Origin of the sequence: Leptospira kobayashii, assembly GCF_003114835.2 — a bacterium.
GTDB classification, from domain to species: domain Bacteria; phylum Spirochaetota; class Leptospiria; order Leptospirales; family Leptospiraceae; genus Leptospira_A; species Leptospira_A kobayashii.
Window position 1 is genome coordinate 2,814,567 of the sequence record NZ_AP025028.1, and the last position, 16,806, is coordinate 2,831,372.

General features: G+C 41.3%; 15 protein-coding genes. 7 read left to right on the forward strand and 8 right to left on the reverse strand.

Annotated features, from left to right (window positions below; translation table 11 throughout):
* The first annotated feature begins 127 nt into the window (after positions 1 to 127).
* From DI077_RS12710 to DI077_RS12720, 3 genes are read left to right on the forward strand one after another with little or no spacing between them, the layout of a single operon-like run.
* Entirely contained in the window at positions 128 to 814 is a 687-nt protein-coding gene (locus DI077_RS12710) for an ABC transporter ATP-binding protein (protein ID WP_109019027.1), read from the forward strand.
* A complete protein-coding gene (locus tag DI077_RS12715; RefSeq protein ID WP_109019026.1) occupies positions 811 to 3,297 on the forward strand; it encodes an ABC transporter permease in 2,487 nt (828 codons plus the stop codon). Before DI077_RS12710 ends, DI077_RS12715 begins: the two co-directional genes overlap by 4 nt.
* 39 nt (positions 3,298 to 3,336) lie before the next feature.
* Positions 3,337 to 4,242 (forward strand): hypothetical protein, encoded by a 906-nt coding sequence (locus tag DI077_RS12720; protein WP_109019025.1) that lies wholly within the window; start codon positions 3,337 to 3,339, stop codon positions 4,240 to 4,242.
* On the opposite strand, the gene DI077_RS12725 is transcribed toward DI077_RS12720, so the two are convergent.
* The 3 genes from DI077_RS12725 to DI077_RS12735 all read right to left on the reverse strand — a co-directional run bounded on the left by DI077_RS12725 (position 4,239) and on the right by DI077_RS12735 (position 6,636).
* On the reverse strand, positions 4,239 to 5,000 hold the full coding sequence (locus DI077_RS12725; RefSeq protein WP_109019024.1) for a hypothetical protein: 762 nt from the start codon (positions 4,998 to 5,000) through the stop codon (positions 4,239 to 4,241). The two genes, DI077_RS12720 and DI077_RS12725, sit on opposite strands and share 4 nt — an antisense overlap.
* Positions 4,997 to 5,557 (reverse strand): orotate phosphoribosyltransferase, encoded by a 561-nt coding sequence (pyrE, locus tag DI077_RS12730; RefSeq protein WP_109019023.1) that lies wholly within the window; start codon positions 5,555 to 5,557, stop codon positions 4,997 to 4,999. The genes DI077_RS12725 and pyrE overlap by 4 nt, the downstream gene beginning before the upstream one ends.
* 92 nt (positions 5,558 to 5,649) lie before the next feature.
* Positions 5,650 to 6,636, reverse strand: coding sequence for a cytochrome-c peroxidase (locus tag DI077_RS12735; RefSeq protein WP_109019022.1), 987 nt, complete (start codon positions 6,634 to 6,636; stop codon positions 5,650 to 5,652).
* A 251-nt stretch (positions 6,637 to 6,887) separates the two neighbouring features.
* Between DI077_RS12735 and DI077_RS12740 the strand changes: the two genes are divergently transcribed.
* Positions 6,888 to 7,229: an LEPBI_I2431 family sigma-54 regulated protein gene (locus DI077_RS12740; RefSeq protein WP_109019021.1), complete on the forward strand. Its 342-nt coding sequence runs from the start codon at positions 6,888 to 6,890 to the stop codon at positions 7,227 to 7,229.
* Between the two features lie 108 nt (positions 7,230 to 7,337).
* On the forward strand, positions 7,338 to 8,267 hold the full coding sequence (locus DI077_RS12745; protein ID WP_109019020.1) for an ornithine carbamoyltransferase: 930 nt from the start codon (positions 7,338 to 7,340) through the stop codon (positions 8,265 to 8,267).
* A 488-nt stretch (positions 8,268 to 8,755) separates the two neighbouring features.
* Here DI077_RS12745 and DI077_RS12750 read toward each other — a convergent pair whose 3' ends face one another.
* On the reverse strand, positions 8,756 to 9,121 hold the full coding sequence (locus DI077_RS12750; RefSeq protein WP_109019019.1) for a hypothetical protein: 366 nt from the start codon (positions 9,119 to 9,121) through the stop codon (positions 8,756 to 8,758).
* A 122-nt stretch (positions 9,122 to 9,243) separates the two neighbouring features.
* Here DI077_RS12750 and DI077_RS12755 point away from each other — a divergent pair, with 122 nt between their 5' ends.
* Together DI077_RS12755 and DI077_RS12760 are read left to right on the forward strand one after the other, a co-directional pair.
* The gene (locus DI077_RS12755) at positions 9,244 to 10,407 is read left to right on the forward strand and encodes a methyl-accepting chemotaxis protein (RefSeq protein WP_167837096.1); all 1,164 of its coding nucleotides are present in this window, start codon (positions 9,244 to 9,246) and stop codon (positions 10,405 to 10,407) included.
* Positions 10,408 to 10,483: 76 nt separating this feature from the next.
* Entirely contained in the window at positions 10,484 to 10,723 is a 240-nt protein-coding gene (locus DI077_RS12760; RefSeq protein WP_109019017.1) for a hypothetical protein, read from the forward strand.
* A 39-nt stretch (positions 10,724 to 10,762) separates the two neighbouring features.
* On the opposite strand, the gene DI077_RS12765 is transcribed toward DI077_RS12760, so the two are convergent.
* From DI077_RS12765 to DI077_RS12780, 4 genes are read right to left on the reverse strand one after another with little or no spacing between them, the layout of a single operon-like run.
* Entirely contained in the window at positions 10,763 to 11,194 is a 432-nt protein-coding gene (locus DI077_RS12765) for a globin domain-containing protein (protein ID WP_109019016.1), read from the reverse strand.
* A 13-nt stretch (positions 11,195 to 11,207) separates the two neighbouring features.
* Positions 11,208 to 12,392 carry a hypothetical protein gene (locus DI077_RS12770; protein WP_109019015.1) on the reverse strand — a complete coding sequence of 395 codons (1,185 nt, stop codon included), beginning with the start codon at positions 12,390 to 12,392 and terminating at the stop codon, positions 11,208 to 11,210.
* A gap of 12 nt (positions 12,393 to 12,404) precedes the next feature.
* Positions 12,405 to 13,142, reverse strand: coding sequence for an OmpA family protein (locus tag DI077_RS12775; RefSeq protein WP_242935190.1), 738 nt, complete (start codon positions 13,140 to 13,142; stop codon positions 12,405 to 12,407).
* 9 nt (positions 13,143 to 13,151) lie between these two features.
* The gene (locus DI077_RS12780) at positions 13,152 to 16,397 is read right to left on the reverse strand and encodes a DUF1554 domain-containing protein (protein WP_109019014.1); all 3,246 of its coding nucleotides are present in this window, start codon (positions 16,395 to 16,397) and stop codon (positions 13,152 to 13,154) included.
* Positions 16,398 to 16,806 lie beyond the last annotated feature (409 nt).

The window sequence follows — 16,806 nt, forward strand, 5'->3', positions numbered from 1 at the left end:
TACTAGAAAAAAAGAGGGTAACCGCTATAATGAGAATTAAACGAAATACCATATTTTCTATTCCTCAGTACAAACTAAATTTGAATTATAAATTGAAAAGATATTTTTAACTGACGATCAAAAATCTATGAATTCTTCCACGAACTATATTCAAATTTCAGGATTGTCAAAATCTTACAGGCAAGGAGAAGAAAACATTCCTGTCCTGGAAGATTTGAATCTAGTCATTCCCGGGAATGAGCTAGTCACTCTAATGGGACCGTCCGGTTCGGGAAAATCCACATTACTTAACATTTTGTCCGCAATCGAATCCGCGGATTCGGGACAAATCTCGGTTTTTGGAGAAGAATTGATCGGAAAAACGGAAGATCAACTAACGCTATATAGACGAACCACAATTGGAATCGTATTTCAATTCTTTCACTTACTCCCCTATTTATCCGCGACAGATAATGTGGCACTCCCTCTGTTTTTAAACGGAATGTCCAAGAAGAGAGCCAAGAAAGAAGCCGAATCCGTTTTGGATCTTGTGGGACTAGGGAATCGATTGAAATTTTCTCCCAAAGAACTTTCCGGAGGAGAAAAACAGAGAGTGGCAATTGCACGCGCAATCGTTCACAAACCGAAACTGGTTTTAGCAGACGAACCGACGGGTAATCTGGATTCAAAGTCCTCTCTGCAAATTATGGAATTATTTCATAAATGCGTTAAAGATCTGGGACTAAGTCTTTTTATGGTAACCCATAATCCGGAAATGGGGAAAATGGGAAACACCCAAATAGAAATGTTAGACGGTAAAACGAAAATCAGATGATTCAACTCTATCGGATTTTCCTTTGGGGTTATCTAAAGGAAGAAAAAACAAAATTTTTCTTTTCGTTACTGGGAATCTCTCTCGGGATCACACTGTATTTCGTTACAAGTCTTAATTCATTTAGAGCGGAAGAATCAGTCCTTGATCTTCAGTTGGGATTTCCCGGTGAATCTTTTTACGGACACTTCATTCCTTCGGGAGAATCAAGCGGAAAAAGCCAATTCATTCTGAAAGATATAAATGCAATCCTGCCCGACTCTTTGGGAATGGACCCCGAAATACAAAGAGAAGGTTATCATTTTGATCAAAATCATAATTTTCATCAATTCGTTTTTTTAGGTAAGGATCTGATTACCTTATACTCTAAAACAGAGGAGAAAAATTCGAACCGAAAGATCAGTCCTTTTTCTTTCGGAGTCAGCGGATCATTAGCAAAACAAATATTAAACGAAAACGACTCAAAGGAAGTTTTTCTCTGCAATCAAAAGATAAAGCTGAGCGCAAAAAATACATACGTTATCAATAAAGAAGGGAACTTCGTGTTGACGGACATTCTTCAGGCTCAGAAGATATGCGGCGCTACCGGACAAATAGATCAGATCGTAATTTATTTCAAAGACAATGCCACACCGAAAAATTTCGGGCCGGACAAAGAACAATTAAAATCGATAGAAAAAAAAGGTTGGGTGTTCGAGTCCAAAGAAGAAGTGAAAGACAGGGCAGGAAAAGCGCTCGGGTCCCTTCGTATCAACCTAACGATTGTTTCTTTGGTCTCCGTACTCATTTCCTTTTTTATGGTGGCAAATACATTTACCGGCCTTTATCTATCCCGCAAAAAGGAATTGGGTATTTTGCTGAGCATAGGCACCTCCCGACTCCAAAACCTGTTTCTTTTTCTATCTCAATCTTTTCTCTTGGGAATATCAGGAAGCCTACTTGGAATTTTATTCGGATACGGACTGAACCGGTCCGACTTTCTGTTAAGCAAAAGCACGATTACAGACCCTTCACAAATCACAAGTTACACGAAAGTTCCGAATGAAATACTTCTTACTTCCCTATTGATAGGAGTATTCGGTGCTTTGGTCTCAGGCATTCTTTCTTCTCTCAAATCCTATCGAATCCGCCCCATCGATCTGCTAAGGGAAAGATCGCACCTGGTCGAAAAATCGGTTTTGCTAAGCACGAATCTGATTCCGGTAGCGGGAATCATTTTGGTGTTTTTGGGTATTTTTTTAGGCTTATATTCCTCACCCAAATCATTATGGAGAGGGATTTCGGGAATAGGATGCATCATCCTGGGTTTTGTTTCCTTATTTCCTTTTCTCATTCAAAAAACGATTTCCTTTTTCTTTCGGATAATCGATCGGTTTGATTTTTTTCCAAGCCTAAAGATCGCATGGGAAGAAATCAAATCGGAGCCTTGGACACATAGTTTAACTTCTGCTACTGTTATGTTATCGGTATCCTTGGTTTTGACACTCACTTGCCTGACGGGAAGTTATGAAAAAACTCTGATAAGGTGGACGGAAGAAGAAAACGATTTCGAATATTCCGTCATAAATCCTTCCAAACTTTCCATGGGCAAACCGGGCGTGCCCATCTCTTTGGAATCCAAATTAGAAGAATCAAATCTATTTTCAAAAATCCAACCCTTTGTCATTCGTCCCAAATTCGTAATAGGTGATAATTTTTATACCATCCATGCCTTCCCTTTTCCAAAGGATTGGAACAAAGAAGAAGTTCTGGTTTCTTCCAATTTTTGTTTTTTGGAACAATTATGCAAGGGAGACGATTTGGAAATTTTAACCGAAAAAAAAGGAAAAATCGCAATTCGTATCCAAGGAGAAAAAGAACATTTTTTCTCGGAAAGAGGCACATTGATGATGGATTTGGATCAGTACAAAGAATTGTTTTCCGTATCGAATTATAATTCAATAAGAGTAAAATTCAAAGAGAACGATACGAATGAAAAAAAGATGAAAATTCTGAAATCCGTTCTTAACTCGGAAACGAAAGAATTGGATGTTTTGGATCAGGACAGTTTGAAACAACTTTATCTAAATGGAATGAAAACCGTTTTCTCCATACTTGACAGTCTCAAATCGATGGCTGTTTTTATCTCCATTCTTGCCATGACATCTTCCCTAATTTATAATCTAAGGGAAAAAACTCATTTAATCTCCGTTTTACGATCTATCGGTCTCAGTAGGTTTCAATTATTTTCCATGGTATTTTTCCAGTCGTTTTATCTGATCGGATTCGGAACGGTTTTAGGCATTGTAAACAGCTTCATCTTATCTCCCATCGTAATCTATGGAATCAACCGGAATGCATTCGGATGGGTATTGGACTTTTATTATCCCGGCTCCACCCTTCTTATTTTATTTTTGTCTCTTCCTCTGATCTCGGCTTTTGTTAGCTTTTATCCCTACAGAGAGGCCAGTAGGAAGGCGCTTAGAAAGGGTTTAAATTATGAATAATTCTTTACAGTATTAGGATTTTGCTCCAGAACAGATAACATGGCCGGAACGATCAAAGTTGCTCTCGAACTTGCAGATGCGATTAAAAAGGAAAATTTGGAAGGAAAGGATAAAATTCCGACTTCGGAAACTTTCCTTCGTATCTGGGCCGGACATTTCAGTAGATCGGAAGAAGACATTCGCAAGATTCTTAACTCTCTCAAGGAGAGCCATTACATTTTCATCATCAATATAGTAGCACCCGATCCCAACTTATTTGTATACGGAGAAGAAGCGTATCTTTGTGCCGATTTGTCCATACTCAATGATTTGAAAAAATCCGCGGAAGATACTTTAGAGAAACTCTATGAATCGAGTAATTACAAACGTAAATCCGCGTTTCAAATCACAAGAGAATTATTTCCTAAAATCAAGGAATACAATAACACACCTTTGGGCAGATCCATCAATTTGGTCGTGATGTTGGAAGAATATTCCCGCATTCTAAATACAGCTAACTTTGAATATACGGATCAATGGAAGAGAAACCAGTTACAGGAAGTTTATCGTGATGAAATGAACGCGGTCGATGAGATGGCGCCTTACCTGAATGCAAGAGAACAGGAAGCGGGCAAACGTGCTATCGATCAGATTCGTGAGGCACCAAAAGAAAAGATCGATCAGAACTGGGTCAAAGCCACACAAGCTTTTTCCGTGGAATTTTTGATTCGTGTGCATTTCCGCAAATATGAATTTGATGTGATTAAAAAATTGATTCAGACGGGAAAACTGAAAGAAGAAAAAGACATCAAAATGGTAAGAGATACCCTCCAAGTGATGGAGGGTAGAACCGGCCAAGACAGGCTTTTGAAAAGATACGAAGCTGATATGATTGAATTAAGAAGATATTGTCAGGCAAAATTGAATATGATGCGCCAAGGGATCATTCAAAAAACAAATCACTAAATCTTCGGCTCCCGGTCGAAAAATCCCGCCTTACTCAGTGCGGTGTAAACTTGAAAAAAGAATACCATAAGACTGATAAATAGCATCCTCCTCTTTAAGGAAAACCCAGGTAAAATATAGTTTTTCTTTTCCGGCATATACAAAAAGAAAATGATCAGATTGACATTGAAAAAGAGCATTCCCGTTTCTTTGTTTAAAAAAGGAAATCGAATCCGAAGTTCCGGGATATATGTTACGATGGCAAAGGCCAAACTGGGAACAAAAAACAAAGCCGTTCTCATTGTAAAAAGACTAATTTCCGTTTCATCCAATTCCGCTTTCAAATTTGCATTTGATTCGATTGTCTCTTTGAACTCGTTAAAGTCTTTGATATTTACGATTGGATAGATTTTTTCTTTGGTTTCGATCACCAAACGATCATAAGATCTGAATTTGTCGTGAGTGATCTTTTCAATATCTTTCAGACGAATGCTGGCGCAACTTCCTCCGGAATCGAATTGTTTCAACATACCGCCTTCGATTTCCACCCGCCCGTTTTTTAGAATATCCACTTGTTTGCTGAAATTCTTTTTCATAAACCACACAAGCAGAAAAAACAAAGGAGCGAAGATCATAAGAAACTTTCCTCTTTCCGATCCGGGCAATTGAAACGTATTATAAATCAAAAACAAAAGGAACATGGATAAAACCAAACTGGTTCGAATGATTAGTTTTTTTCGAAACGATTCAACATTATAAGAAAAGATTTTTTTACTCATACGATAAACTCCGCTTTTTTGAATAAAGAAACCATTCGGATTCCCTGTTTCTCCAAAGCTTCCTTTCCGCCCTCTTCTCTGTCCAAAACGCAGATTCCTTTGGTCACTTCGATTCCCGCTTCCCTAAGTGCCGCGACGGCTTTCAAAGTGGAACCTCCCGTAGTGATCACATCGTCTACCACCAAACAAGATTTAATGTCTTTCCAAAAACCTTCTATCTGTTGTCCGGTTCCGTGACCTTTTGCTTCTTTGCGAACCACCAAAGGATAAATCAATTTACCTTTCTTTTGATAAGCCAAAGAGAGCGCATAAGCGATCGGATCGGCACCAAGTGTGAGTCCTCCCACTGCTTGAAAATCACCGAGCAGCTTGGGAATGAGTTCCTCAATCATACAGTCCGCAAGTGCGGACAATCTTTCCGGGTGGAGGGTGAGTTCTTTACAATTAAAATAATGATGGGATTCCATTCCGCTGGCTAAACGAAATGCGGTTTCAGAGTATCTGTAAGCATAGGTTTTCATCCACTGAAACAATTGGTCGCGTAAACTGGTCTGCATACTAGAAACGATTACGGATACTAGGTCTAGGGGAAAGAAAAAAACCCCCGGAATCGAAAGAAAGATTCGAGGGTTTTTAAAGAGAATAGGGATTAATTGGTTCTGGATTTGTCGGAAAGAGTCCCTAAAAATTTTACGATCTTATTCGTATCGGCATCCGAAAGATTTTGACCTAACTGATGATATGCCATTTTTTTCACGGCATCTTCCAAGGTTGCCACTTTTCCGTCATGGAAATACGGTGCCGTCAAACTAACGTTACGCAAAGAAGGAACTTTGAAAAAATGTTTGTCCTCCGCTTTTTTAGTAACATTGAAACGACCGAAGTCGGTAGTATCGTAGGGATTGACTTGTCCCAGTTTTCTAAACGAATTTCCACCAAGAGCATTTCCCGAATGGCAAGACGTACATCCTGAGGAAATAAATGTGTAGAGTCCGTCTTGTTCATCTTGTGCCAAAGCGGTATGATCTCCGTTGACAAAATCATCAAATCGGGAAGGAGTCGTAAGTGTTCTTTCGAATGAGGCAATTGCTTCGGCAAGGTTATCATAAGTTACCGCTGTCTTTTCATTAGGAAATGCTTTTGCAAATAATGCCGGGTATTCGGAATCCTCATTCAATCGTTTCAATACTTCCGCTTCGGAAGGCATAGCCATCTCTACCGGATTGAGAATGGGTCCTTTGGCCTGTGCTTTCAGATCCGCTGCACGTCCGTCCCAGAATTGAGCAAAATGATAACCGGCATTTAAAACCGTAGGAGAGTTTCTATCTCCGTTTTTGCCGAAAGCTCCGGGAGAAGTAGGAAGGTTATCCACTCCGGCTCCTTTTCCTTCGATATTATGACAAGAGTTACAAGATTGAGTATTATTTTGGGAAAGTTTTTTCTCGAAATAAAGTTTTTTTCCAAGGGAAACCAGTTCCGGTGTATCTTTTTCCGATCCGGGCATTTTAGACGGAAGTGCGCCGATGATTTTTTTTGCTTTCAATTGCAGTTCTTTTGTTTCTTGGGAAGGACCGCAGGCCGCGACCGCAAAACAAAGAAAAACGATTGGAGTATAAATTTTATTTATTTGTTTCATACCATGTCCTCTGTTAGTGTAATAAGGACATATTTCGAAGGAGTTGACTTACGTATAGAAAATTTTTAGAATAATTCTAAAGTGTCTAATTTCTAAGCATTTTGTAATTTGCTTTATGTCAGTTTGATCAACCAAAGAGCAAAATAGGTCAGGATTATGATTTTTTTGTTTCGTAACGATTTCTTTTGGCTAAACACGGTTCTGGCACGATTTATGCACTAGTAAGATTGTAATTCTAGGAGATAAATCAAATGTTAGAATCTCGAGCAAAACAAAGAATCTTTTCCAACGCCTGGGATGACTTCGTATTAAAAGTATACTCAAAGAACGAAACTCCTGAGTACCTTCTTGCAAGCATCCGGGACATCTCGGAGATCGGAGTCAGCGGCCTAGTAGAAATGGGATCTGAGATCAAAGAGAAAGATATCCTTACTGGTCTCATTGAAAGCGAGCTGACTCGTTCCAAGATTAAATACAGTGGCAAAATCGTTTGGATCAGAGAAACAAGCGAAGGAACCGAATTCGGCCTGAAATTTTCAGAAGAATTTTTACTTCCGGATGTTCTGATTGCGCGTTCCATGGCTGCCGCCTAATTGAAAAATGCAACCGGAGCAGGAAGATTCATCAAAGCTCCGGTAATTTTTCCTTTCTTTCTTTAAAACTGCAAAGGTTTGCACCGATAATCAATGTAGGCGATTATCATGTCTACACTCACCCACCTCATTTCCTGGAAGGATTGGTCTGACGACCAAATTGCAGAGTTAATCGACTTTGCCGTATACGTAAAACAAAACAGAGTATTTTTCTCAGGTCACATGGCCGGTCGATCCATGGCAATGCTGTTTCAAAAAACTTCCACAAGAACCAGAGTTTCCTTTGAAGCGGGGATGACCGAACTCGGAGGTCATGCCATCTTTTTAGATTGGATGTCTTCCAATTTTTTATTATCCGATATTGATTTTGAAGCGGAATATCTTTCCCGAAATGTTTCCATCATTATGGCAAGGCTCAAACGAAATGAGGATCTGTTGATTTTACAAAGCGGGTCCAAAGTTCCCGTGATCAACGGCTGTTGCAATTTGTTTCATCCCTGCCAAGCACTCGCAGATATACTAACAATAGTTATGGACAGACCGAAGGATTGGAAAAAAACGAAAATCTGTTATATAGGTGTCCATAATAACGTGGTCAATTCTCTTATCGGGATTACCGCTGCACTGGGAATTCATTTAACACTTGTAACACCAATTGCAAGTCCCGATTCGATTGTGGCGGAAGTGGTGGAAAGAGGAAAATCCAAAGGAACCGTTTCTTGGGAAAAAGACCTTAAGACCGCTGTTCGGGATGCGGATTATGTTTACACAGACACCTGGGTGGATATGGAATTTTTCAACGACCCGAAGTTTCAAAAGGAAAAGGAAGAAAGAATCGAACTGATGATGCCGTATCAGATCAATTCGGAACTGCTAAAACATACGAAAGCAAAAGTAATGCACGATATGCCGATTCACGCGGGTTTCGAAATCACAAGGGAAGTCGTGTTAAACGAAAGATCGATCATATTTACGCAAGCCGAGAATCGATTGGATGCGCAAAAAGCGGTGATATTGAAGCTTTTGGAGAAGGCTTAAGACGTAAGTTTTTAGTATACCATCCCCGCCCTATCGACATTGGGTGGGGTTAACCACCCGCCACCCAATGAGTCCTATATAGCACATCCTGCACGATCTTTCCAGCAAATCTCACCTAACCGGAAATTTTTTACAAATAAGTTCGCCTTTTTGCAACTACGACATCTCGAGATGATAATTTAAAATTTATTTTCGGCTAAGATCGATTCTTCGCGCGAGGGATCGGAGCGAGGGGGCCAAAGGCCGCCGTCCGAAGGACCGAAGCCGTAAGGCGAAGTCGCGGAAGAGCCCGGTCGGGAATTCGAAAGAATTTTTATCATCTAACAAATCCGAGGCGCCACCCTTATTCAAGCTATAAATGAAATAAATTTCAATATTCTACTCTTAAAAGCAAGTGAGATGCTTCCGGCGGTGGCGGAGCCAGGACGGCTGAAGCTCGTGTGTCGTGACAGGACGTCACGCACACAGGAGCCGGAAGCATCGAACGTTTATTCGGTAAGCCAATCCAAAGCTTCTTCTTTTCTTTCGAAGACGCGAATGCGTTGGTCATGCGTAAGTGTTTTGTAAATATCGAGGTACGCCAGTTTGGCGAGATTGAGACCGATGAGTGCCGTTTTTTCTATTTTTTCCTTTCGGATTTCCGCAGCACCTTCGGATAATAAAATATTGAAATACTTGGAAGAAACGAACGAATTGGAATAATCAACAAGGCACAAAATTTTCGTAGTTACCGACTGGTAATCGGACATAGACGCGCGAAGTCTCTCGATCATCTCTTCTTCGTTAAGATTTCGATAATCGATGAAACGAATCTGTTTGCCTTTATGCGGAATCCACTCTGGTTCAAAATTCATAAGTTCGGACTTAAAAGACTATAGGATAAATAAGGAATCGTCAAGAACAGATTTTTGATTCTATTTTAAGATAGCAAATATTATGCTGAATGAACCTATATGTCCAAAATCAGGAGAACCACATGTCGAAAGCCAAAAAAGGCCATCACATAAGAAAAACAGGTGCCGAACTCATCAATCGAATCCGCTTTAGCTTAGGTGCCGTTTTTCTTATCTCCATATTGGGAAACTTCAAAGCATACACCCCGACGATTCTAAAAATCAACGTCAGCGTAGTTGTTCTGTTTATTGCTTTCGCCCTGTTACAACATTTTTTATTCAAAAAAAGCCATTGGGGAGAAAGACTCGCACCCTTTTTTCTTTTCAGCGATGTCACACTCACCCTCTCTCTCAGTTTGGGCAATATGATTTTGGGCGTCCCCAACGCAGCCTATGCAATCAAGTCCTCGCCTACGTACAGTATACTTTATTTTTTTATCATATATTCTGGTTTTCTGATTTCCCGGAAAATCAGTCTGACTTTAGGAATTTATTCCGCGGCACTTTATACAATTACGCTTTTGTTCGCCGCTCATGTAATTGGCGTACATTTTGTACAGAAAAATACGGAAAGTTGGGTCATTGAAAATGTGAGCAGCCAAACCGAATTTTTAAAAGTGATCTTCCTGATTTCCATTTCATTTATCGTAGGGTCGGTGGTAAATCTTCTCAAGGATATGAAAGAAGCTGCGGATGAAAAAGCAAAGGAAGCCATTCATCATGCCAATGAAGTGGATAGAAAAAAAGAAAGTATGCAGAAAACGGGAGAACAGTTGCTTCATAGTTCGGAAAGATTGAAAAGTTTCGGAGACGAATTGACGTCTCAAGTACAAACGCAAGCAGCTTCCATTGAAGAGATCAGTGCGTCTCTTGTGGAACTTTCCCAAAGCACCGATAGTTCTTCCGAACTTGTGGATACGCAAAACAATACCATCAGCCAACTGATTCATGAAAGCGATACTCTGGAAACCATTCTAGTACAAGTAGCAAACGATACGGATAAAATCACAAAACAAGTCGAGACTTCTAGCGCTTACTCCCGCCAAGTCACTTCGTCCGTAGTCGATCTCAAACTGACAATGGACGAGGTAAAAACTTCGTTTCAAAAAGTGGAAGAAGTCAATCAAATCATGAAAGAAATTGCGGACAGAACCAACTTACTCGCATTAAATGCATCTATTGAAGCTGCACGTGCCGGTGAATACGGAAGAGGATTCGCCGTTGTAGCTCAGGAAGTCGGGGAATGATGCGGCGGAACAGGTAACGGATAAGGTCACCTTCCAGGAACGGGAGTTAAACGATATATTTTCGAATGTAAACGGATTGAAAAAGAAAGTCTCGGAACAGAACGAACTCAATTCCAGAATGATCGAGGCTTTACGCGAGCTGGGAAATATTTCTTCCCAATTATCCGTTGTCGCAAGCGAACAAAAATCGGGGAACAACGAAGTCACCAAAGCGATCCAAGTGATCGAACAGGCGATTCAGTTGGTTGCGGAAAATTCGAAAGAATTGCAGGATCAGATTGAAAAACTTACGAAAGAAGCGGATAGTTTGAGATAAAGATTCAAAAAAATTTTCTTTTGTTTTCGATCGGGACATTCAAATCGAATTGACCATCCATTTGCTGAAACTTTCCAAAAAGGACGAAAAGATCCTTTTGGAATCTTCGGAAAAAACAGATTCGTCCAATGCTTCCATATAACAACGAATCCACTCAAGGCGCGCTTCTTCGTCGATAACGAATGGAAAATGACGCATCCTCATCCTAGGTGGTCCGTAGTTCTGGGAATAATGAGGTTTTCCACCGGTGACCTGAATGATAAAGTCAGCTTGCTTTTGTTTGGCGAGATCTAGATTTTCAGGGAACATCTTTCCGATTTTAGAATCCGGAATCCGGTCGTAAAAGCGGGAAACCAAATCCCGAATCCCTTCTTCCCCCCACTCCCGGCAAAGCTCTCCGAGTCCCGGTATGGGACCGGGGGGATTCATAGGCGGAGTATAAATTTGACGTTCCGGGTTCGATTCACTCATACGGGCCTATTTTTTAATAGATGCCCTCTTGGTCATACATAAAAGATACTCCTGGCATTATATAAAATTCAGTGACGGTATGCTTGATGCTACTGGACATTTCCGAAAAACCGATTCCGATGCTTCTCGCGGAATAATCCACTTTGGCAACGGATCCGATCGTATCTCCCAAGTATGTGGAATATTTTCTCTGCACATCCTGACGGATCATTCCTATATCCAAACTGAATCTGCAGTAACGAAAACTCGATTCGATTTGCAAAAGAGTTCCTTTGTCATGCACCTTTCCGCCGTAAGCCGGTAGAACAGCAGTTAAAGCATTTATACTTTGAGAAGTCTCTTGGATGATCTGAGATCCTAAAACAGAAAAATCACCTTTACGATCGAGTAGTTCGATCCTTCCTCTTACTTCCCACCAATCTTTCAGTTTTACCTTAGTGTAAATACCGGGCAAAATTCCTTTCATAGAATATTCCGCATTTGCGTCTCCGCCGATAGACCAGGTGGCTTTGTCGGGGACCGGTGCTTCGGGTCTGCTTGTAGAATATGATCCGTAGGAGATCTTGTTTTTCTCCGTATAACGGTGGAAGTTGATGGAAGGTCCGATCATAAAACGATCCGTAATGGGATGAGTGTAAGAAAACCGGAAATGTTGGCTTTCTCCTTCGAACCGAAGCAGACGATTCCCTTCGAATGCGGACGCCCAATAATTATTGGTTCTAGGCGAGAAAAAATTATTCGAAGCAGGTTTGTCCCGATCGTATTTTCCGATTGTGCGGTCTTCCGCATATTGGATTTCGAATTTGTTTTTCCATCCGTAAGTGATATCTCTGTATTGAGGGATAGTGTCCAGGTCTTTTGTGGTTTTGTAAGGAATGGCAAGTGGCGCCGTAGGCTCGTTCGCTTGGCGCATAATCGAATTCATAAACCAGGCGGGGCCTGTTTCATTCAAAATAGCAGGAGATAATTTACCGAATCCGATACCCATTCTGAATTGCAATCTATGTTCGAAGACACCTTCGTATTTGTCCATAGGAGTGAGTTTTACCGGTTCGTCTTTCGCTACGGAAGGTTGTTTGGGAACTTCGGTTTCAGTGGTCGTATCGGTTTTCAAATCTTCGGAAAACAAAATCGCCGGAAACAACAAAAAAGAAAAAACAAAGACTGATATGTTTTTGAAATATAATTTTAAATTCATAGATATATTTGGTTATAATACGATCCGAACGGTTCCTACCCTAACCTCTGTTCGTCTGTTTTTCGGTTCCGGCGCCATGGTATCCACGATTTTTCTTAAATCTGCATACCCGTCCACTTCCTTAAACCTAACTTCTGCAATCTGGTGAGTTCTTTGCATCTCCGCTTTTACCGCAAATGCTCTCGCTTTACTGAGTTTTAAGTTCATGGTAAAAGCACCTGCAGAATCCGTATGTCCTCCGATCCTAACATTCGTTTCAGGATAGAGGGAAACCGCATCGGAGATTTTGCCGATCATCTCTACCGCTTTCGGAGTCATTGTGGATTTTCCGGAAGGAAAAGCAACGTCCCCGTCTATCACGATCAGAATCTCCCTTAACTTTTTATCTTCTTCGATCCGTTTGAGCTCCACCCCTTTGGCCACAAGCCCATCCACATGTTGTTCGAATTGGGTTCCGGTGAATTCAAAATCGTTTTTGATTCCGGAGTACACCCGTTCCAAATAATCGGGTGTGCCCATATCATCCAAGGCGCCTTCGGGAAGACTTCCCAACGCTTCTTCTCTGGTTGCCGCCTTCGCACTGCTAACCGGTAAGGGTGCGGCACAGCCGCAAAACTTCTGGAAAGCTTTGGATTGCATCCATTGCGGTTTTTGATCCGAAACACAATTTGAGATCAAAAGAAAGGAAAGTAAGCCGAGTTTCCAGCTTACTTTTGTTTTAAGTTTGTTTTGCATAGAATATAGATTCATCGATTGTATTTATTGTTGAACGCAGATGAGTTTGCGGGTGGTGGTCGTCAAACAGTTACTAACTCCGCCGCTTATGGAAGAAGAAGTCGTGGAGCTCCCTGATCCGTAAGTGGTTTCATAAATACCTCCGGCAGGAGTCGGATCCGAGGGATCGTTCTGAGACCAATTTACGCAATTGTTTGTGGCTGTAGTCCAGTTGCTGTTAAGACCGGTCCAATATGTACCTGCAGGTAGCGCCGTTGTCAAACTTCCAAAACTAAAAAGTTTATTTGTATTGGTAGTGAAAACCCTATTGGTATAAGGCGCCGAGAAACCTGTCGCCAGATAATATCCTTTACTTGCAGCTAAAACCCAAGCGTTTTGTCCAGTTGCGTCCGTTCCCGTTGTAGTAGCTACGCGCGACACTGTATTTGAAATTAAAGCTTTGTAAGTTCCCCAGGTAGGTCTATTGGTATCCGTTTGGCAAAACCCATCCTGCTCGGTAAGATCGTTATTCGAATCGTTAAAGTTCGGATTGAAACTTTGGTTTGTGACGAATATAATTTTATCATTGTCGAGGTTATTCATCGGACAATTGTCAGGTGGTTGAAAATCATTCAGAGCAAGATCCGTACTGACCACCGTTCCGAATTGTACACAAACTGCTTGCGTGTTATCCGCTCTACTATCGTCCGTTGGTGTCACGGTGATCGTCTGGTATGTATTGAAATTTGCAGGTGTGAATGTAAGAGAAGATGCGCTTAAGCTTGAACATTCAGTACTACCTGATTTACATGCGATCGTAAAAGTCACGTTAGCTGTAGGGGACACGGTATTTCGGATACGAACTCCGAAGGTTGCAGTTGTCCCGTCTTCCGAAGTATCATTACTTCCCGCACTCACTTCCACTACCAATTCATCATCGATATTATAGATCGTCATATCGGGAGGATCAATCGTCAAACCTCCCGAAGAAGTCCCTAAAACAATCGTATATGCGATATTTCCGTCAATGTTGGCATCCTGAACTCCGGTTGCTGTGATTTGATTGGACGCACTTGTTGTCATCGTTTTCCAATTTCCGCTACCTCCACTTGTAATCGTAGCAGTTGCGGAACCAACAGTTCCTTCGGCAAGATTGTTACTGGAAACAGGAACAGTCACACTCGATCCCGGATCGGATTGGGTGATCAAATGAAATATCCCCGTTCCTCCGCCTTCCGTAGTGGAGAAAGTTCCGGATCGTCTACAACCTATGATCTGGTTGGCAACATCATTATCACAACTGTAAATAGTGAATGCAGGACGTGCCACTTGTGCGGAATCTCTATATCCGTAAGATCCGTTTCCGTACAGATCATCACCTGTTGCCGTAACATTTACAGAATAATCCAAGTTTCCTTCATTGGCTCCATTGGACGCGCCGGTTACAAAAACTGTTTGAGGAGTGGCCCAATTGGCAGTGGTGAAAGTGAGAGAATTGGTATTTAGCGTTCCATCATTAGTGGTTCCGCTTGTACTTGTTGTTAAGCTTAAATTCACCGTAGCAAGAGGTTGTGATCTTAATCTGATCGTCCATCGGGAATACGATTGCGGGTCCAAATTATGACTATCATCCGTCGCAAAACCGGTCACAGTTGTTGCTGATTTTGCAGTTTGGATTAACGAAGTGGAACCATCCATTTTATTATAGGCTACGATCGTAAACCCTGCAATATCATCATCGTCTTCATTCACTGTGATATTCGGAGTCGGCTTAATTCCGTTTGCGGCGCCAGGAGATGTTTCTCCGTATTTCGGATCCGTGCTCACGCATCTTTGCAGTTCAATGACCCATTGGAAATTTCCATCTGCTACATCATCATTGACAGGTGTTACCGTTATATCCTGGTATGTGTTCCAATTGGAGGGGGTAAAAGTAACGGATGTAACTGCGGCACTTCCTTGTCGATGGCCGGTATTTTTGGCGTCGAAAGTATCGTTGATAGGAATCGTTACATTTGCAGTAGGTTCAGAATTCAACCGAAGACGAAAGAATGCAGTTTGCAGAGTTCCTTCTACGATATTCTGATTCAATTGAACAACCGTTACACCTGGAGTATCGTTATCTACGATCGTAATTGCAACATCGGGAGCATTTTCGTTTCCGTAATTCGTTGCAATTCCCAAGTCGAGAGTGAAACTTGAGTTTCCATCGGCGATCAGGTTATTCACAGGGGTGACAGTAACTGTCTGAGGAGTATTATAATTTCCGGTCGTAAAAGTAAGTAGTGTAGTGCTGACGGTCGCTCTCGTAGGGTTCGGATTGGTAACGGGAATCGTAACGTTCCCGGTAGGAGGGTTTGTCAGCACAACCGTAAACGTTCCGTTGGTATCCGCTTCGTTGATAGAAAGCGTCGTAGGTGTAACGACAATCCCGGGCAATTCGTTGTCAATATTAACAACCGTTACAGAAGGAACGGCAAGATTGCTGTAGTTAGGATCGGTACTCGTGCTATTGGATATTTGAATCGTATACGTTTTGTTTCCATCCAAAAAAACATCGTCTACTCCGGTAACTGTTACCACTTGAGGGATATTAAAATTAGTTGTTGTGAATGTTAATGAGGTTTTATCAATCGTCCCCTCCTGACCCGTGTTATTCGTGGAATCCACATTCGGATTGAGAGTGGGAATCGTTACGGTACTCGTCGGTTTACTCGCAAGCACCACAGTAAATGTAGTAGTACGTCCAGCACCTGCAGCTTCCGTAGTTTGAAGAGACTTAGGAGACACAACCACACTGTAAGAATCATCATCAATCACAGTGAGCGGTCTTGTAGGAGTAATGAGTCCGCTATAAAGTGCGTCCGTACTCACACCTTTGCCGATGACTATGATGGTGTCTTTGTTTCCATCCACTTCATCATTATTAACACCACTGATCGTAACAGTCTGAGGAGTATCCCAGTTGGAAGTAGTGAATGTCATGCTATCAATGGAAAGAGTTGCAATGGCAGGATTGTCCAAACTCAGAGGAATCTTAACATCCTGAATAGGTTGCCTATTGAGTTGGAGTGTAACTCCGAGTGTTCCGAGAGAAGGGTTTTCCGAAACGGAATAACCTCCCGTTAGCGACTTAACAGTGACCCCCGCAGGAGATTTGTCCACTGTCTCTGAAAGCCCGAATAAAAACTGATCCGCGGCGTTACTCGCGGCAGTACAGTAGCTGGTAAATAAGATGATAATTAGGAAAGAGGAACGAACGACATATTTGGTAAGGTTTGAACCGAGCATAATGAACCTAAATTTTAAGTTAATTTCAGTTGAAAAAAATGGTTCGAGGAGTAAAGAAGAAAGAAATTAATACCACCAGTTTATTTTTGCTTCTAGTTATCCCTAAATATATAGCCGCATACTCGTTGTTATATACAAAAACTTCGGAAATATCCTAGGGTTATCCTAGTATTTTCCCTTAGCTAAAATAGCTATAAAATCAGTTATTCTTGTTTTATCCGGGAAATGGATCGTTTCCTATGTATAAAAATTAAGCACAGAGCCATTGCAAAAAACGACTATCCGCCGGATCTGAAATATTGTTTTTTACAATTTGATAACAACTATATTATGGAATCATAATGCAATGAACGATCCATGGCCGAACCGATTGAATGTATTTCACCATGATATATGATATTCGGATCAA